General features: G+C 39.4%; 17 protein-coding genes. 14 read left to right on the top strand and 3 right to left on the bottom strand.

Features of this window, described 5'->3' with window-relative positions:
- Positions 1–6 precede the first annotated feature (6 nt).
- Complete coding sequence (gene aroQ / locus BW935_RS00090; RefSeq protein WP_076498102.1) at positions 7–426, bottom strand: type II 3-dehydroquinate dehydratase; 420 nt, start codon at positions 424–426, stop codon at positions 7–9.
- A gap of 536 nt (positions 427–962) precedes the next feature.
- Here aroQ and xerD point away from each other — a divergent pair.
- Positions 963–1,865 carry a site-specific tyrosine recombinase XerD gene (xerD, locus tag BW935_RS00080; protein ID WP_076497349.1) on the top strand — a complete coding sequence of 301 codons (903 nt, stop codon included), beginning with the start codon at positions 963–965 and terminating at the stop codon, positions 1,863–1,865.
- 248 nt (positions 1,866–2,113) lie between these two features.
- On the opposite strand, the gene BW935_RS00075 is transcribed toward xerD, so the two are convergent.
- Positions 2,114–2,794 carry an outer membrane beta-barrel protein gene (locus tag BW935_RS00075; RefSeq protein ID WP_076497347.1) on the bottom strand — a complete coding sequence of 227 codons (681 nt, stop codon included), beginning with the start codon at positions 2,792–2,794 and terminating at the stop codon, positions 2,114–2,116.
- A 158-nt stretch (positions 2,795–2,952) separates the two neighbouring features.
- Between BW935_RS00075 and BW935_RS00070 the strand changes: the two genes are divergently transcribed.
- From BW935_RS00070 to BW935_RS00020, 11 genes are all read left to right on the top strand, one after another.
- Positions 2,953–3,996 (top strand): quinone-dependent dihydroorotate dehydrogenase, encoded by a 1,044-nt coding sequence (locus tag BW935_RS00070; protein ID WP_076497345.1) that lies wholly within the window; start codon positions 2,953–2,955, stop codon positions 3,994–3,996.
- 59 nt (positions 3,997–4,055) lie between these two features.
- Positions 4,056–6,536, top strand: coding sequence for an FtsK/SpoIIIE family DNA translocase (locus BW935_RS00065; RefSeq protein WP_076497343.1), 2,481 nt, complete (start codon positions 4,056–4,058; stop codon positions 6,534–6,536).
- A gap of 41 nt (positions 6,537–6,577) precedes the next feature.
- A complete protein-coding gene (locus tag BW935_RS00060; protein WP_076497342.1) occupies positions 6,578–7,237 on the top strand; it encodes an outer membrane lipoprotein periplasmic chaperone LolA1 in 660 nt (219 codons plus the stop codon).
- Positions 7,238–7,307: 70 nt separating this feature from the next.
- Positions 7,308–8,126, top strand: coding sequence for an orotidine-5'-phosphate decarboxylase (gene pyrF / locus BW935_RS00055; protein ID WP_076497340.1), 819 nt, complete (start codon positions 7,308–7,310; stop codon positions 8,124–8,126).
- 82 nt (positions 8,127–8,208) lie between these two features.
- Positions 8,209–9,504 carry a DUF2851 family protein gene (locus BW935_RS00050; protein ID WP_076497338.1) on the top strand — a complete coding sequence of 432 codons (1,296 nt, stop codon included), beginning with the start codon at positions 8,209–8,211 and terminating at the stop codon, positions 9,502–9,504.
- A gap of 56 nt (positions 9,505–9,560) precedes the next feature.
- Positions 9,561–10,199 carry an acetyltransferase gene (locus BW935_RS00045; protein WP_076497336.1) on the top strand — a complete coding sequence of 213 codons (639 nt, stop codon included), beginning with the start codon at positions 9,561–9,563 and terminating at the stop codon, positions 10,197–10,199.
- 86 nt (positions 10,200–10,285) lie between these two features.
- A complete protein-coding gene (trhO, locus tag BW935_RS00040; RefSeq protein ID WP_076497333.1) occupies positions 10,286–11,281 on the top strand; it encodes an oxygen-dependent tRNA uridine(34) hydroxylase TrhO in 996 nt (331 codons plus the stop codon).
- Positions 11,262–12,128, top strand: a complete 867-nt coding sequence (locus BW935_RS00035) for a nucleoside phosphorylase (protein WP_076497331.1) — start codon at positions 11,262–11,264, stop codon at positions 12,126–12,128. The genes trhO and BW935_RS00035 overlap by 20 nt, the downstream gene beginning before the upstream one ends.
- A gap of 380 nt (positions 12,129–12,508) precedes the next feature.
- Positions 12,509–14,944 (top strand): TonB-dependent receptor, encoded by a 2,436-nt coding sequence (locus tag BW935_RS00030; protein ID WP_076497329.1) that lies wholly within the window; start codon positions 12,509–12,511, stop codon positions 14,942–14,944.
- Between the two features lie 85 nt (positions 14,945–15,029).
- Positions 15,030–15,503, top strand: coding sequence for a ribonuclease HI (gene rnhA / locus BW935_RS00025; protein ID WP_076497327.1), 474 nt, complete (start codon positions 15,030–15,032; stop codon positions 15,501–15,503).
- A gap of 9 nt (positions 15,504–15,512) precedes the next feature.
- On the top strand, positions 15,513–16,226 hold the full coding sequence (locus tag BW935_RS00020; protein WP_076497324.1) for a tRNA1(Val) (adenine(37)-N6)-methyltransferase: 714 nt from the start codon (positions 15,513–15,515) through the stop codon (positions 16,224–16,226).
- Here the strand turns inward: BW935_RS00020 and BW935_RS00015 are convergent.
- Positions 16,216–17,547 carry a saccharopine dehydrogenase family protein gene (locus BW935_RS00015; protein ID WP_076497322.1) on the bottom strand — a complete coding sequence of 444 codons (1,332 nt, stop codon included), beginning with the start codon at positions 17,545–17,547 and terminating at the stop codon, positions 16,216–16,218. The two genes, BW935_RS00020 and BW935_RS00015, sit on opposite strands and share 11 nt — an antisense overlap.
- A 137-nt stretch (positions 17,548–17,684) precedes the next feature.
- On the opposite strand from BW935_RS00015, the gene BW935_RS00010 reads away from it, so the two are divergent.
- Complete coding sequence (locus tag BW935_RS00010; protein ID WP_076497321.1) at positions 17,685–18,167, top strand: cytidine deaminase; 483 nt, start codon at positions 17,685–17,687, stop codon at positions 18,165–18,167.
- The gene (locus BW935_RS00005; RefSeq protein WP_076497319.1) at positions 18,167–18,805 is read left to right on the top strand and encodes an alpha/beta hydrolase; all 639 of its coding nucleotides are present in this window, start codon (positions 18,167–18,169) and stop codon (positions 18,803–18,805) included. Before BW935_RS00010 ends, BW935_RS00005 begins: the two co-directional genes overlap by 1 nt.
- Positions 18,806–19,124: the final 319 nt, after the last annotated feature.

Below are 19,124 nucleotides of genomic sequence, written 5' to 3'. Positions count from 1 at the left end.
GGTTTGTTAGGTTGTGATAAAGTATTGGATTCCAAGTTCGTATCCTCTGAGTCCAAGGCCAGAAATCATGCCTACACACTCTTTAGTGATGATACTCTTGTGTCTGAATTCCTCTCGCTTGTAGATGTTGGATATATGAATTTCAAGAGTAGGCGTCTTTACCCCCGCTATGGCGTCCGAGATGGCCACGGACGTATGAGTATAGCCACCCGCATTGAGGAGGATGGCGTCATATGAAAACCCTACTTCGTGAATTTTATTGATGATCTCTCCTTCAACATTACTTTGAAAGTAATCGAGGTGAATGGAGTTGTATTTTTGCTTGAGTTGCTCGAAGAATTCCTCAAATGACTGGCTGCCATAGATTTCTGGTTCACGCTTGCCCAGTAAATTGAGGTTGGGTCCGTTGATGATGATGATTTTCAAAATGTCTTTGGTTAGTGGTTGTATTTGAGCAAACAAAGTTATTTGATAAAAAAGAGATTACACAGAGAATGGTGGAATATTGCTATATGTTTGCCAACCAAGCCAAACTTTACAGTTCCGATTTCTTACTTAATCAATAAATCAATTTTATTATTTTTAAATTTAATGGAGACTTGCATAAACCTGTCAGTTTTTTTGAAGAAGTTATTTAATTTTAAATCAGCTTTAATTCAAAATCTGGCAGCTCTCTCCGAATACCTTTAACCTGACCAATAGAACTCTAATCTTAAAAAGCAATTATGAATAAACTAGATATGACATTTAGGAAATTGTTCATTCAAAGTCTGCCAATAGTCGTTGTTTTCATGCTTGTAGAGCAATTCTGGTTAAATAAAGGGCAAAATGTCTGGATGACAATTTTAGGTGGGGTGATTTTTTTTATCGTTTATTTCGCATTCATGTGCTGGGTACATGGTCTGATTCCAAAGAAGAAGGGATGATTTTATCAGTTTTATTCAAAAAATAATTAACGCGCTATGTCCACTTGGGTCTCCTATCAGAAGCAATTCCAACATTACCTCAAACTCGAAAGGTCTCTGAGCAAAAATTCCTTGTTGGCATACCAGCAGGATGTATCCAAGCTGAGTAATTATATGGAAAAGCAATTTCCGACAATATCTCCTTTGGAAGTCAAGCTTACACACTTGCGTGGATTTGTCAATGGACTCGCTGACTTGGAGATTTCTGAATATACCCAAGCAAGGATCATCTCAGGGATCAAGGCATTTTATAGATTTCTAATGTACGAAGATTTGATTCAAGAAGACCCTGCTCAGCTACTGGAGTCGCCCAAGCTTGGCAGGAAGCTTCCTGATACCCTCAGCTACGAGGAAATTACACAGATCTTGGAAAGCGTGCAGTTAGGAGAGGCAGAAGGTCACAGAAATAGGGCGATGCTGGAGATGCTGTATAGTTCGGGCTTGAGGGTTTCAGAACTACTAGATTTGAAGCTGGGCAATGTCTATGCAGATATTGGTTTCCTCAGAGTGATTGGAAAAGGCAACAAAGAACGTTTGGTTCCTGTAGGCTCAGATGCATTGAAGTATCTCAAACTTTACCTTGATGAGGTTCGTGTCCACCAGACCATAGCCAAAGGCCATGAAGAGTTTGTTTTCTTGAATAGAAGAGGGAAAAAGCTCTCTAGAGTGATGGTTTTTTTGATTATCAAGAAGCAAGTGGAATTAGCGGGAATTCAGAAAAATGTAAGCCCGCATACTTTCAGGCATAGTTTTGCGACACACCTAATAGAGGGAGGGGCAGACCTCCGTGCCGTCCAAGAGATGCTCGGTCATGAAAGCATCACCACCACAGAGATCTATACACACCTAGATAGAGATTATTTGAGACAAGTGTTGAATGAATTTCATCCCAGAAAGTGATTATCCGCTAATGTGGGCTTGTTTATGGATTATGATTCACGTGAGCGTAAAAAAGTTATTAGGTTATCAGTGGATCAGTAGATTTAACCAATATTTTGTTATATGATTTGAGGTGAAAAGTGGATATACTTCATAAGGTTATCTATTCACAAAAATAGCTTACCAAACCCAATATCTATCAATATCCAATATCAATTAATATCAAATTAATTCTGATTTGTAGACCTGTACTTTCAACTAATAACCCATTAAAATGCAAACTTCACCCCAATACTTGGTTGGATCATTTGAAATGTGGCTGTTCTTGGGCTGAGTGTTACTTGACCTTGGTCATTGTAGCTAGCGTCTCTTTTAGTGAGGAAATCCATTTCGCTAGTCTGGACATAATTTACCCTTAGCTCTAAGAAGGTCTCTTTACTTTTTTCCAAGGGAATCATCAAGCCTCCTCCCAGCTGATAGATCCATCCCCAATCGTAGACTTCTGTGCCTGAGGAAAGCGGATCCGCTAATCTATTTTCCCTGACTTTGGATCTTGTATAGGTATGAATACCTCCAAACTGTCCTTCTACAAAGGGTCTAACCCAAAAGGGTGTCTCAGGCATGACCCTGACTACTCCTGTAAGGTTGATGGCATTATTATTCCTACGGATTCTGAACCTTTGGTCTGTACCATTGATGATGTCGCGACTTCTTGTCATAGCTGTACCATAGCGGCCATAACCCAGTTCTCCTCCGACAAAAAATGGGGTTTTGGGCAATTGATAAAGTCCGCTAATGCTTATGGAAGGAAATAAGATATTGCCTACTTCGGGTTGAAAGCCTCCAACGGGAATGCCTCCATTGAATTGAATCCCTCCTAATCCATCTTGAGCATATGAAGAAAAAGAAACAGCTAGAAAAAGAAACAGTGCTGTGAGTAAATTTTTCATAAATAGGAAGTTTAAGAATGAAAGTCTGCTGATAGATACGAAGTATAAAGCTGTATGTTTAGTTTTTGAAATCGACTGAATCAAATAGATTAAGGAATATCTTCGCAAAAGACTTTTAATTCCTGTAATTTAGCACCCGAAAGAAAACCTCAAATTCTGTGTACAAGTCCATCATCAAACCCCTTCTTTTCAAAAAGAACCCAGAGTCTGCCCATCATTTTACATTTGCTTGGATCAAGAAAACTTTCAATCTTCCATTGGTCAAGGGCCTGATAGCGAACCAATTTAGCTTAGATGATCCGCGATTGGAAAGAGAAGTTTTTGGGTTGAAATTTAAAAACCCAGTGGGTTTGGCTGCGGGATTTGATAAGGATGCTAAGCTGATTGATGAGATGGCTTTATTGGGCTTTGGCTATATAGAAATCGGAACGCTCACCCCAAAACCACAAGACGGCAATCCACTTCCTAGGCTTTTCAGGCTACCAGAAGATGAAGCCTTGATCAATAGAATGGGCTTTAACAATGGGGGGGTGGCAGCAGCGGTAGAAAGGCTAAAGAAAAGGAAATCGAATGTCATCATAGGTGGTAATATTGGTAAAAATAAAGTCACTCCAAATGAAAATGCAGTGGATGACTATTTGATTTGTCTAGAAGCCTTGCATCCTTTTGTAGATTATTTTGTAGTCAATGTGAGTTCTCCCAACACACCTAACCTCAGAGATCTTCAGGAAAAAGAACCTTTGAAAAAACTCCTTTCAGCAGTAAAGGAGGCGAATGAGTCCAAGGAAAACCCAAAACCAATATTATTGAAAATAGCTCCAGATTTGACTGGTGGGCAGCTGGATGATATTGTTGATATCGTCCAAGAGACAGGAATCGATGGAGTCATCGCTACCAATACGACTATAGACAGGAGTCAACTGAAGACAGATGCCAATAAAGTGGAGGCAATCGGTGCCGGAGGAGTGAGCGGTAAGGTATTGGCCCAGCGGAGTACTGAAGTGATTCGATATTTGGCCGAAAAATCCAATCGCGCATTTCCTATCATAGGTGTTGGGGGGATTTTCACGGCACAAGATGCAATAGATAAACTGGAAGCTGGAGCTAGCTTGGTACAGGTCTACTCAGGCATGATTTATGAAGGTCCTGGGATGATCAAAGCAATCAAAAAAGGACTTCTGTCACATTTCAAAAATCAATAAAATAGAATTCTGTATATTTCGATTAATTCGATTCTAATATTCAGTAGCAAAATATTCATATGGCTTCAGAAGCACCCAGAACAAATACTTTTAGGAAGAAGAGCGAAACCAGAGCTAAGGCTGGAGAGAAGCGCAAGAAGAAGTTTTCTTTGACTTTTCTTCAGGATAAGAAAATCCCTATTACTATCGGGATAGTCCTGATTATTTTAGCGATCGTGATGTTTTTTGCCTTTGTGAGTTACTTATTTACAGGAGAGGCTGATCAAAGCACTTTGTCAGAAGTAGAAAATAGCATCCGTGAAAATGCCTCACAGACCAAAAATTGGCAAGGATACTTTGGGGCTTATTTAGCAGAAGTCTTTATCAAAAGATGGTTTGGAATAGCGGCTTTTTTATTGCCACCTTTTTTGTTTTTGTTGGGAGTTAAGCTTTCCTTCAAAGTCAGTCTTTTTTCTTTATCACGGTATAGTATCTTCGCGATTTTCTTCACCTTTTGGTTGGGTCTGTTTACTGGCTACATCATTCAGCTGGTAGAGGGGTATTCAGCCTTCAATAACCTCAGTGGTGGATTTGGTTACGAATTAGGGAGATTAGCCAATGATTTTTTAGGGTGGGGAACCTTCGTTTTGATTGGTGGCGCATTATTGATTTTTGTGGTCTTTTTCTTCAACATAGATCAGCTGGATTGGCTTACTTCTAGCCGTTCTGATCAAGACCAGCTGGGATCAGATGAGGGTGATTTAGACGATGATGCCGATGACTTATTCAAGAAAATGATAGAAGAGCAGGAAGAGGTTCTTGAAGAGGAGGAGTTTAGCGAGGAAGCTTTAGAGGATGATGGTAGCTCTTGGACGATCAACAAAGAAGAACAGCAAAGCAAAACACCAGCGCCAGATCCTGCTTTTAATATCGAAGGAATGGACGAGCTTCCAGATGAAGAAGAGTCGTTAGAAGCTCTTGTTGAGGAAGAAAAGAAATTTTCTGTCACCAATGTGGCTGTGGAAGAAAGGACAGCAGATCAAGTAAGCAATCTAGATCCTTACGACCCTACCCTAGACCTTCCAAAATACCAGTACCCAACACTCGATTTGCTCAATGAGTACGATGTCAAAAAGGTGACAGTAACGAGGCAAGAGCTAGAAGAGAACAAAAATAAGATCGTAGAGACACTAGTCAATTTCAAGATAGGAATTCAAGAAATCAAGGCGACAATTGGTCCTACAGTTACGTTGTATGAAATCGTTCCAGATCCAGGGGTCAAGATTTCCAAAATCAAGAATTTAGAAGACGACATAGCCTTGAGTTTGGCAGCTTTGGGCATCAGGATCATTGCTCCTATTCCAGGTAAAGGTACCATAGGTATAGAAGTTCCTAATAAAAACAGAGAGCTCGTCCCTGCAAGAGCAGTATTGGGAACTGAGAAGTTTATGCATAGCGACAAAGATCTGCCGGTTGCATTGGGTAAGACCATTTCCAATGAAGTATTTGTGATGGATTTGGCCAAAATGCCTCACTTGCTGATGGCAGGTGCTACTGGTCAAGGAAAGTCAGTTGGTTTGAATATGATTTTGGCCTCCTTGGTTTACAAGAAGCACCCTTCTCAGCTGAAATTTGTCTTGGTAGATCCGAAAAAAGTGGAATTGACACTTTTCAATAAGATTGAGCGGCATTTTCTTGCGAAGCTTCCAGGAGCTGAGGAGGCGATTATTACAGATACTAAGAAAGTGATCTACACTTTGAATTCACTTTGTATTGAGATGGACAATCGCTACGATTTGCTCAAGGATGCAGGCTGTAGAAACCTTAAAGAATACAATGCCAAGTTTGTAGCGCGCAAATTGAACCCAGAAAAAGGTCATCGATTTATGCCTTACATTGTGTTGGTGATTGATGAGTTGGCTGATTTGATGATGACTGCGGGTAAGGAAATAGAAGGTCCTATTGCGAGGTTGGCTCAGCTAGCTAGAGCGATTGGAATACACTTGGTTGTCGCTACTCAGAGGCCTTCTGTGAATGTAATCACTGGGATTATCAAAGCCAACTTCCCAGCGAGGTTGTCATTTAGAGTGACTTCGAAGATTGATAGTAGGACTATCCTAGATGCAGGAGGTGCAGATCAATTGATCGGTATGGGGGATATGTTGCTATCTTCTGGGTCAGAAATGACCCGATTGCAGTGTGCATTCTTGGATACCCCAGAGGTCGATGCCATATGTGATTGGATTGGAGAGCAGAAAGGTTATCCAGACGCGTACTTATTGCCAGAGTTTGAAGGAGAAGATGGGGATGGCAGTTCATTGGATGTGGACTTAGCAGATAGAGACCCACTTTTTGATGATGCGGCAAGACTAATAGTAATGCACCAACAGGGAAGTACATCCTTGATTCAACGGAAATTAAAATTGGGCTACAACAGAGCTGGTAGAATTGTAGATCAGTTGGAGGCAGCTGGAGTTGTGGGACCTTTTGAAGGAAGCAAAGCAAGAGAAGTATTGATTCAAGATGAGGCAACTTTGGAACGGTTGTTGAGTAGCCTCTGATGTCCTGAATTTTGGGCTATCATTATAGATTTGAGATAATCATGTTTAAGAAAATTGCTTTTATAGTTTTATTTACTGCTGGGATAGCAGGAGGGGTATTTGCTCAAAAAGACCCGAAGGCCAAAGAGGTCTTAGATGCAGTGAGTCAAAAATACCAGTCGTTAGCTGGCATGAAGGCTACTTTTGAGTACGCTTACAGCATGGCAGGAGAGTCTACTCCTCAAGTTCAAGTAGGTGAGATTGCGATCAAAGGAGAAAAGTATCACCTAGTGCTTCCTGAGCAAGGACAGGAAATCTTCAATAATGGTAAGACGGTTTGGACTTTTATTAATTCAGGAACTTACAAAGAAGTCACGATCAATAATGCTTCCGATATGGAGGATGAATTGAAGCCATCATCTGTTTATACGATTTATAAAAAAGGGTACAATTACAAATTGCTAGGTGAAAAGTCGATCAATGGAATACTAACCCAAGAAATCGAGCTGACTGCTGAGCGAACGGGGGAGCCCTTCAAAAAAGTCATCCTAAAAGTAGATAAAAACAGGAAAGACTTACTGGGATGGGAAATCACAGATGACCAGGGAGGTGTATTGAAATATACCTTCAAGTCCGTAGATACCGGTATAAAGTTAGCAGATGACTACTTTGTATTCAATCCGCAGAAATACGGGAAAGTTGAAATTATAGACTTGCGTTGAGGAATCTCCTCAACGCTTTTTTATTTTTAAACTCAAAAAATCCCTACTTTTGCCCAAACCGAGCAAAAGCATGAATAAAGCAGCCCTATTTCAGCAGATTCAAAAGAAGCAATCATTTTTATGTGTTGGATTAGACACAGATCTAAGTAAAATTCCAGCTCACCTTTTAGTTTTAAATGATCCAATTTTTGAATTCAATAAGCAAATCATTGATGCTACAGCAGACCTTGCTGTTGCCTATAAGCCTAATATTGCCTTCTATGAAGCACTAGGAGCCAAGGGTTGGGAAAGCTTGAAGAAAACCTTGGACTATATCCCACAGGAGATATTTACCATTGCGGATGCCAAAAGAGGCGATATAGGGAATACATCTGGCCTTTATGCCAAGGCATTTTTTGAACAGATGGACTTTGATTCTATTACAGTAGCGCCGTATATGGGCATTGATAGTGTCAAGCCATTTCTAGCTTTTGAAGACAAGTGGGTGATACTATTAGCCTTGACCTCCAATGAAGGTAGTGCTGATTTTCAATTGACTGAATCCAAATCTGGAAAGCCACTCTTTCAAGAAGTCTTAGAGAAAAGTCAAAGCTGGGGGAATACTGATAACATGATGTATGTAGTAGGAGCTACTCGCGGAGAAAAAATTGCAGAAGTTAGGGCAATTGTCCCTGATCATTTCTTTCTCGTGCCAGGCGTGGGAGCGCAAGGTGGGAGCTTGGAAGAGGTAGCTAAATATGGTATGAATGCTAGTTGTGGGTTGCTTGTCAATTCATCAAGGGGGATAATTTATGCTAGCAAAGGTCAAGATTTTGCAAATGCAGCCCGTGAGGAGGCCAAAAAACTACAACAAGAAATGAAAGAGTTGCTTGCGCAGTATTGCCACTGAGATTTTATTCTTTGATTTTTTTAACTTAAATTTATCAAGGTTATCTATTGATAATGATTGTTTTACATAAATATTTTTCGCTATGGATTTCAAAGAGGATTTTCTACATTCTGTCTGGAAGTATCAGTATTTTGACAAAAATGGCTTGCAAACCACAAGTGGAGAGCCACTGACAATTAGAAAGATTGGCTTTCATAATTTTCACGAGGGACCAGATTTTCTTGAGGCACATATTCAACTTGGCGAGGTGGCTTATTTTGGACATGTGGAAGTACATAGAAAGTCCTCTGATTGGAAAAATCATGACCATGATGCCGATCCAAGATACAATAGTGTGGTGCTTCATGTGGTATATGAAGATGATAAGGCCATTTTGAGAAAAGATGGTACTCTGATACCCACCCTAGTTCTCAAAGGCAGAATCCTGCTTGATGTAGTCAGAAATTATGAGAGGCTTATTGCAGGAAAGGGAGATTTGCTATGTAACAATGGCTTACAAAACGTTCCAGAAATCATCCGTTTTTCTGCTTTGGAAAAAGCATTGGTTGAGCGTCTAGAAATTAAGTCTTCCAGAGTTTTGAAAATCTTAGAAGAAACCAATTCAGATTGGGAAGAAACTTGTTTTCGATGGCTTTTGATAGGTTTTGGGTTTAAGACCAATGCCGAAGCGATGGAAAGACTAGGCAAGCTGCTTGACTTCAAGACACTCAAAAAGCATAGTAGTAATCCTCTCGTGATACAAGCGCTCCTGCTAGGGCAAGCTGGATTGATTCCGGAAAGGCCAGAAGATGAGTATGGGAAAATTTTGAAACGGGAGCATGATTTTTATCAGCAAAAATATACTTGGCCGATACCTATGCATGTGGCTGAATGGAAATTCATGGGTGTTAGACCTGCGAATTTTCCTACAATTCGATTGGTTCAATTGGCCGAGGTCATCAGAAAAAATCCCAATCTACTTGGAAGTTTGCTACATGATTCAGCAGATTTCAAAGCATTGAAAAGACTATTCTCTATTCAAGTTCCTGAATATTGGAGACATCATCACCAAGTAGATAAGACGGCGGTTAAGCCCATGTCCTCAGCTTTAAGTTCTATGACATTCAATCTTTTACTGATCAATTTTGTAGTGCCGATTTGGTTTGCATATGGAAAATATTTGCAAGATAGTACTTTGCAAGAACGATGTTTTGACCTTTTGCAAGCCATGAATGCAGAAGAAAATTACATCATTAGAAAATTCAGAAATTCAGACTGGATTCCTCAAAATGCTTTTGATGCCCAAGGTATGCTGGGCATGTATCACAATTATTGTCATCAGAAAAGATGTCTCGATTGCAAAGTAGGACAAAACCTCCTCAAGCCAGCTTTGAAATGATTTTTGTATAAAAGGTCAATTAGCAGTACTTTTGCCATCCGAATAGAAAAAGAACCATGGAGAAACCAGTAATTATTTTAGGAGCAAAAGGAATCGCACACCCAGCATTGGAGATTTTCAATAGCAATAATGTAGTGGTGTACGGATTTTTGGACGAAGACGAAAAGCTTCATGGGCAAGAAATCAATGTAGTTCCTGTACTTGGTAATCCCGAAGATGATGGATTCTTGAAACTCATCGGCAAGAAATGTGAGGCTTTTGTTGCAGTGGATGACAATAAGTACCGACAGTTTTTGGTAAAAATGCTCAATGAAAGAAGGAAAGTTCAACCGATCAATGCGATTCACGAAAGAGCCTATATTTCAACTGATGCAGTGATTGGTCATGGTAATTTTGTCAATGCCAATGTGACTGTAGGTGCTGCGGCTACTGTAGGAAACCACTGTATTTTCAATTCTGGGGCTATTGTAGATCACGGATCTAAAATAGGTGACTTTGTTCAAATCGGCGCTGGCTCAATTGTCAACGCGAATGTGACGATAGAGGAAGGTGCATTTGTAGGTTCAGGTGTGGTACTCGTATCTGGTATAACAATTGGTAGAAATGCCAGAATTGGTGCAGGTTCGGTAGTGATTTCAGATGTCAAAGCCAATGATACGGTTTTTGGAAATCCAGCTGCTCCAATCAAAAAATAAAAAAGTTAAAGCTATTAGAGCTTTATTAATAGTTGTCATATTTAAGTAAAAAACCAAAACACCTTGTCGGAAACAAGGCTTCAGTTATGGAAACACAAACACACAGCATCCTGCTCTACTATTGCTATGCGGATATCGAGGATACCGAAACATACAGGGAAGAGCATCACCTCTTTTGTATAGAGAACAATATCAGAGGTAGAATTATCATTTCATCGGAAGGGCTCAATGGCACTGTCTCAGGATTGAAAGAAGACTGCGAGAAGTACATGGCCTACATCCACAGCGACCCAAGATTTGCCAAAACTGAATTCAAAGTAGAAGGGCATGATAAACATGCTTTTGCAAAGATTCATGTTCGTGTAAAACCTGAGATTGTCCACAGTAGCCTGAGACATATCAATCCAAATGTAAAGACAGGCAAGCATCTTGAACCTGAGGAATTCAAAAAATTAAAAGATCAAGAAGACGTAGTGATCTTAGATGTTAGGTCCAATTACGAGCATGAGTTGGGTCATTTCAAAAATGCCATCACTTTAGATATTGATAACTTCAGAGATTTTCCTGAAAAGGTCAAAGAGTTGGAGCACTTGAAAAACAAGAAAGTACTGACTTATTGCACAGGAGGAATCAAGTGTGAGAAGGCCTCTGCCTTCTTGCTAGAGCAGGGTTTTGAGGATGTCTATCAGCTTCATGGAGGTATTATTAAGTATGGTCTAGAAGCTGGAGGAGAAGACTTTGAAGGGAAATGCTATGTCTTTGACAATAGAATTGCTGTAGATGTCAATAAGGTAAATCCCAAAGTGATCTCAAAGTGCCATGTTTGCGGGACTGCCTCAGATCGTATGGTCAATTGTGCCAATCCTACTTGTAATGAGCATTTGGCAATTTGCGAAAATTGTGGTTGGGAACTAGATGGCGCCTGCTCTGTGGAATGCAAAGAGCATCCAGATAAGCGACCTTATGATGGCACAGGATACTATCAAAAACAAAGCAATGGCTATAATCCGTACAAGGGATTGCAGCGCAAGCCAAATAAAGAAAAAATTAAACAAGCGGCCCATGAGCAAGCGAATTCCTGAGTCTGAATTGATCATCAATTCAGATGGAAGTATATATCACCTCAATTTGAAGCCAGAACATCTGGCTTCAACTATTATTGCTGTCGGTGATCCAGACAGGGTGGAGAAAGTCTCTCAGTATTTTGACACCATTGAATTCAAAATGTCAAAAAGAGAATTTGTGACTCACACAGGTACATACAAAGGAAAAAGAATCACAGCTATCAGTACTGGTATGGGTACTGATAATATTGAGATTTTTATGACTGAGCTAGATGCCTTGGTCAACATTGATCTTGAGACTAGAATGCCCAAAGAAAGCCACACTAGCTTGAATATCATCAGAGTAGGGACTTCTGGGAGTATGCAAGCGGATATTCCTGCCGGGTCTATGTTAGCTTCTAGGTATGGTGTTGGTTTGGATACTTTGATGGCCTATTATACTACTGATTACACAGACTTAGAAGCCAATGTAGCTAAAGCCATCCAAAAAAAACTAGGAGTATCCTTTCTTCCATATTGTATAGAAGGGTCAAAAGTATTGTTAAAAAGACTTGGTAATGGGCTTTTAATTGGAAATACTGCAACCTGTCCGGGTTTTTTCGCCCCTCAAGGGAGAGAAGTAAGGCTGAAACCAGCTATTCCTGACATCATAGAACGACTGTCTACAATTTCTGTGGGGGATTTCAAGATGACTAATTTCGAAATGGAAACGGCTGGTTACTATGCAATGGGCAGACTACTCGGTCACGAAGTACTTAGTCTCAATGCCATCGTAGCTAATAGGATTACACATGAATTCGCGAAGGATTCATATGCTATTGTTGATCAATTGATTAAACATACTCTGGATAAGATAGCGGAATGATTTTCCGCTATTTTTTTTTGGTTTTAATTTTTTAGGCTAATCAATATAAATACCATAGTTTTTTAAGATTGAGCTAGCTCCCTTCACATAAGAATATTTCAGGACAGCCTCATATTTGACCATATATGTATATACATTGATTTTGAGAACAATGTCTGCTGTGGGTCGTTTTATAATATAGGGTCATTTTACTTATTCCTTTAAATAGTAGAAAAAAACATATAGGAACAATAATTGTTTTACATGTTTGGATCAGAATTAAAGATGTTATTTTGATTTGTCTGTTGAATTATATGATTTATATATAAATAAAATTTCAATAAACAAAATAACATATTGTTATTAATAAAATTAAAGCCAACTATAAAAAATACTAAATCATGAGACTTATTTTACAATATTTATTAGTGCCTTTGACTTTTTTGGCTTCATTGCAGCTTCAAGCGCAAGAATTTGAAGTAAAGGGTAGGGTGATAGAGGCAGAGAGTTCCGATCCATTGGAATTTGCCAACATAGCTTTATTGTCCCCTACAGATTCGGCATTGGTCACTGGAGGGATGAGTGATCTGGATGGGACTTTTTCCTTTACAGCTCAGTCTGGTGAGTATTTACTTAGAGTTGGATTTATAGGCTATGAAAGTAGATTTAGAGCTATTACCATAGGGGAAAGAGATGTACTTAATGTCGGGAATATAAGATTAAGAAAAGATGCCCAGAATCTTGAGGAAGTAGTAGTAGAAGGTGTGACTTCTATGTTTGAAAGTGACATAGATAAGAGAAGATACAATGTAGAAAATAGTATTGTAGCTGAAGGAGCTACTGCATCAGAATTACTTGGAACATTGCCTTCAATACAAGTTGATGATGAAGGAGGTATTTCTATGCGAGGAAGCGGTAATATTCTGATCTATATCAATGGTCGCCCATCAAATCTTTCTGGTGACGATGCAGAAAGTGTGCTATCACAGTTTCCAGCCAACAGTATTAAATCAGTAGAATTGATCACTAATCCTTCTTCAAGGTATGATGCTGCTGGGGTCGGTGGTATTATCAATATTATTTTGAAAAAAAATCAAAGAACAGGCTTCAATGGTCAGGTAAATGCTTCTGTAGGTACTAGAGATAAGTATAATGTTGGAATCAATATGAATTATGGCACCGAAAAAGCAAACTACTATTTATCGTATAATTGGCAGGATAGGAGACTTTTTAGAGAAAGTGAAGGTTTCAGACAGAGCAATCTGGCTGGAGTTTCTCCCATTCTCGATCAAGACTCTTATCAGTTGAATAGAGATATCAATCATTTGATCCGAGGTGGAGTAGATTGGAACTTGTCAGAATCTAAAGTATTGGGAATATATGCTCAAGGTAACTTTCGAGATAGAACTGGAATGGAGACACTCAATCAAAGAAATCTTACTTTGACACAAGATTTGGATAGCTTGTTTGTACGAGATATCCAACAAGATCGATCAAGTACCAACTTTGAGACGGGCATAAATTATGCGGTAGACATAGATACTTTAGGGCAGCGTTTTTTCACTTCAGCTTCCTTCTCAAGAGATGAGCGCTTACAGGATGAGATATTCAATCAGTTGTTTTTTAATCAGTTCAATCAAGAAGTTCCAAGTAATAGAATCCTTCAGCTGAATGAAAGACCACAAACAAGTAACCTATATGTGATACAAGTCGATTATGAAAAACCATTTCTGAATGGTGGTAAGATGGAGGCTGGATTGAAAGGTACTTTTGGGGAATGGGATAGATCTCAGTTTTTCTCGGAGGGAAATGAAGACAATGCATTTAATCCACAATTGAATGACTTTTTCAGTGATTCATTTAACTTCAAAGAAGATGTGTATGCGTCTTACTTTAGCTACAAGAACAAACTTGGAAAATTAGGCTATCAAGGAGGACTGAGGGCGGAATACACAGAGACAATTTCAAGGCTGGCTAGTACGTCAGACCCATTTGTGAACAATTACTTCAATCTTTTTCCTAGTGCTTATTTGAGCTATGAACTTGGTCAAGAAGAGGAATTTACGGCTAATTATAGTAGAAGGATAAATAGACCGGGGATATGGGCTCTAGCCCCTATCTATGGTGTAAGTGATCTTTATAACTTGAGTATTGGTAATCCGGAACTGCAACCTGAATTTACGGATTCCTATGAATTGGGCTACATGAAAGGATGGGAGAAATACCTGATGAATGCAACTGTCTATCACAGGTATTCTACTGATGTGCAGACACGAGTAGTGCGATTAAATGAAGATAATGTAGCCATTCAATTGCGTGAAAATGCCAGCAGTAGAGCAAGCACTGGGTTAGAAGTCATCAATCAGTTTCAATTTACACAGTGGTTCGATGCGACGATCTCAGGTAATTTTTTCTATTCGGAGATCCGTGGAGACAATATAGAGGCTGGATTTAATAATTCTAACTTTTCTTGGACAGTCAATACCTTACTGAATATGGCAATACCGAAGTTTGCAACCATTCAGATTCAAGGAGATTACCGGGGTCCAATCGTATTGCCTCAGGGGGAGATAGAGCCGTTATGGGGAGTAAATGTGGGTATTAGAAAAGATGTCCTAGACAAAAAGGCAACTGTAAGTCTAAATGTCAGCGATATCTTCAATACTAGAATATTTAGGATTCAGACAGCAGATCAAAGATTCACCCAAGAACGTTGGTTCAACAGAGAAACAAGAATTGGGACATTGGCTTTCACATATAGATTTGGAGGATTCAAAGAAAAGAATAATGGAAGAAACGGAGGAGGGAGAGATGATTTTGATGATGCTGATTTTTAAGATGATAAATACATTCCGAAGGCTTTGCTTTCGGATTTTTTCTTTTTAAGTCCATTAATTCTCTCGAACTCCCTTTCTTTGTACCATGATCACGATCTACACAGATGGGGCTGCCAAAGGAAATCCTGGTCCGGGGGGGTATGGAACGGTCTTGCTTTATAAAGCACATAGAAAAGAACTCTCCGAAGGGTTTAGGCTTACTACCAATAACAGAATGGAGCTTTTGGCGGTCATCAAAGGACTTGAGGAGCTTAAGGTGACTGGTATTCCCGTCTCCATTTATTCAGATAGCAAATACGTCGTAGATGCTGTGGAGAAGGGCTGGATTTGGTCTTGGCAGAAAAAAGGATTCAAAGACAAAAAGAATGTAGACCTATGGAAAAGGTACATTCCACTTCACATGAAATTCAAGCCGAAGTTTATTTGGGTCAAAGGACATGCTGGAAATCCACTCAATGAAAGGTGTGATCAGTTGGCAGTAGCGGCTTCAGAACAACCTAGACTACAAGCAGACGAAGCCTACGAAATGGAAAAGAATCAGGGTAAAGGACTTTTTTGATTTAAAAAAATGGGTAACGCTATTTTTAAATTCAAGCAGTTTGAAGTGCGACAAGATCGCTGTGGGATGAAAATCAGTACAGATGCTGTAGTGCTAGGTGCCATGGCTGATGAAGTTGAAGCTAAGTCTATACTAGATATTGGATCGGGGACTGGGGTGATTAGCTTGATGCTTGCGCAGCGTTTTGTAGAGGCTTCGGTTCATGCAGTAGAATTAGATGAACATGCATGCACTCAATCAATAGAAAATGTCAAATCCTCGTCTTTTTCAGATAGGGTCAAAGTGCATCAAAACAGTTTTCAGGATTTTGCCCATAATAACGCTACTCAATATGACCTGATTGTAAGCAATCCACCTTATTTCCCAGATCACCTCAAGTCCAAAGACCTGCAAAGGAACCAAGCCTTGCACAACGATAAGCTTTCATTTGAAGATCTGGCTAGAGGCGTAGTGAAATTATTGAATCAAAAAGGCTCCTTTTGGGTGATCCTGCCTCCAAGACAAATGGAGGACTTTACCAGCATATGTGCTGGGATGCAATTATTTCCCAAGTTCAACTTGAAGTTGAGGGATAAAACAGCCTCTAAGGTTATCAGAGAGGTACAAGCTTTTACTTTTGAACAAGTAGAAGTAGAGAAACAAGAACTATATATCAAAAACAGCGATGGTACTTTTGCTTCCAATTATCAGAAATTGTTGAAGGACTTTTTGATCATTTTCTAATTTCCTGCTCTTTGAAAATAATATCCTCTTGCTCTAATGTATCAAGGATAGGTTGGTAGATTTCAGGAACAGTGGGGATTTGTAGCCCTCTTGATGTGATTTTTCCATCCAAAAATAAATCTACAGCTATTGCCAAAGGTAGCCCGACAGTCTTAGCCATAGCAGTATACGTTTGGTTCTCTCCCTTACAGACTAAACTTGACTTGATGGATTTATTTCCTATTGGAGTTTTGATTTCTACAAGGTGTTGCATCACTATCATGTCTTTATCACTTGGTTTTAAGCTCCATTTATCCTCTAAAATCACTTGTAAAATAGCTGCGGGGCTGCCTTTGAGTTTTGGCAATTCTTCTTCATCCAAAATACCCAGCCAAGCTATTTTAGCAATTATTTCCTCTGTTACCCATGGGAGAAGTTCCATGATTTTGGTTTCGATTGATTTTTCATCATGGTAGGGGAGAAACGAATTGACAAACATCCGCTTGGTAAATCCAGCCGGTAAATCCATTTCAAAGCTATCATCAGTCATCCCCAATTGTACAAAGACATCCCAGCTTTGGCAGAACCCCGCTCTACGTAAAGTGCCTCTCAGCATTGTGGGAATGTTGTCTAGCCCATAGATTTTCCTATAGCTCAGTGAATCACGATTGGGGTATCCATCAAAATCTCCCACATCTTCAAATGAAATCGTTTCCAACCTTTTGAAAAGCATGTGATAGGGGACGTATTTGTATTTTCCATTTCTAATAAATCTTGACACACCCTGCCCAGCTAAGACCACATTTCTTGGGTTCCAAGTAAACTTATACTTCCAAGGGTTATCTTCACTTTCAGGAGCCAATACACCCCCGGTGAAAGATTTGAAGCCAATGATTTCATTGCCCTTAGCTTGTTCTTGGTGGATGATTTTCATAGCAGACATATGATCGATACCAGGGTCGAGTCCACACTCATTGAGAAATAGTAAGTCTTTTTCTTTGATCTGATTGGAAAGGCTTCGCAATTGCTCAGATTCATAAGAAGCCGTAAAAAAATGCTTTCCTAACTCCAAGCAATCTTCTGCAATCAATGGATGCAAAAAGGCTGGCAGCATGGAAATTACTATATCAGCTTGTGCAACGATTTTTTTTCGTTCTGAGATATTATTCAAATCAATGGCCGTAGCCACTATTTGAGGATTGATTTTTGCCTTTTGGATAGCCAAATCCTTGCTAAGATCGGCTAGAATTAACTTTCTGTTTTTTTCAACAGTAGTCTTGGCCAAGTAGTCTATCAGGTAAGTGGAGGATTTTCCAGTGCCAATGATCAAGATCGTATGCATAGCAAAAAGGTATTTGGATTGTACAGATCGAAGATGTGAAAAATGGCCGACTGTAAAAAATCAAAGCTAATATTTCGACGAAAAATAACATTTGAGGATATTTTTTTGTTAATTCAGTCCCTTTTTAGAAAATTGATATGACGAAGAAGATAGAAATTAAAGTCTCTTTACAGGTTTTTCCAAAGTCAGAATGGACAGCGGAAGATGGTGATTTGATTACCAAAGCTGAACAAGTTCTTGAAAATGCCCATGCTCCGTATTCCAATTTTCTAGTTGGAGCTGCACTACTTTTGGAGAATGGGGAGACTTTTGTTGCTAATAATCAAGAGAATGTGTCTTTTCCAGTTGGTGTTTGTGCTGAGCGAGCTGTATTGAGCTATGCGATGGGTAATAGGCCAAACGTACGTCCGGTCAAGCTAGCCATTGTAGCCAAGCGCCGTCAAGATGCGCAATTGGCAACGGTGACACCCTGTGGGCTCTGTAGGCAGACTATCAATGAATACGAGATAAAGTTTGGGCACCCTATTGAAATTCTAATGCTCAACCCTGCGCAAGAAATACTCAAAGCTTCCGGGATAGATCAATTGCTACCTTTTAGATTCAATGATTTGAATAGCTAATGAAGCAACAGATCTCATACCAGGCAACAGCATTCTATCACCTTTCAAAACAGCCTAATGGAGAGGAGAGTGAACTTTGGGTGATTTTTCACGGCTATGGGCAATTGGCAGAATTCTTTCTCAGAAAATTCCAAGATTTTTTCTCAGAAGATCGTTTGTTTATCGCGCCTGAGGGGACGAATTATAATTATTTGCAAGGCTTCCATGGTAGAGTTGGGGCCAATTGGATGACCAAATATGAAAGAGAAACAGCCATTGAAAATAATCACAGGTATCTGAACGCATTGCTTGATTCTCAGCTGGAAAGTTTCACTACTGAGCCTAAACTGAAGATCTTGGGATTCTCTCAGGGCGCAGCCACAGCAAGTAGATGGGCAAGTCAAATAGGATACCCAGTAGACAAGTTGATTTTGTGGGGCGGAGGATTTGCACATGATCTTAAGTGGGACGGTTTTGAAGAGAAATTTCAACAGACCAGGCTATATGTTGTGTTAGGGAATCAAGATGAATTTATTACCCCAGAAAGTATTAAAAAACAAGAAGAACTCATTCGAGTTATCAACATAGAAGTCGAGAAAGTTACCTATTCAGGAGGCCATGATTTGCATTACCCTACATTAAAAAAACTTATCGATTAGAAATTAATCAAAGGGTCATCTTAAATAGTTTGATTTTAACCATCAGTTACTTAATTTTCTAAAAATTTTACATCCAATCCATAATGTTAACCCTGACCGGACAAGAAATTGAAAAAATTGCAGGCTTACTGCAAAAGGGCATGATTTGTTTTTATCAATTGAATAACAAAAAAATACATCACTTGCCCGATGATGAGGATTACTTCAACTATGACCTCACGCCACCTGTTTTGTGCGGGTATATTTTAGTTGAAAATTAAGTAATTGAATTTCATTGACTTATATTATTTGATTTTGTGTTTTTGGGTGTCTCGGACTA

Source organism: Belliella pelovolcani, from assembly GCF_900156785.1.
In the GTDB taxonomy this organism is placed as follows: domain Bacteria; phylum Bacteroidota; class Bacteroidia; order Cytophagales; family Cyclobacteriaceae; genus Belliella; species Belliella pelovolcani.
Note: the sequence above shows the minus strand (reverse complement) of the source record. Positions and strands in the feature narration are given on the sequence as shown.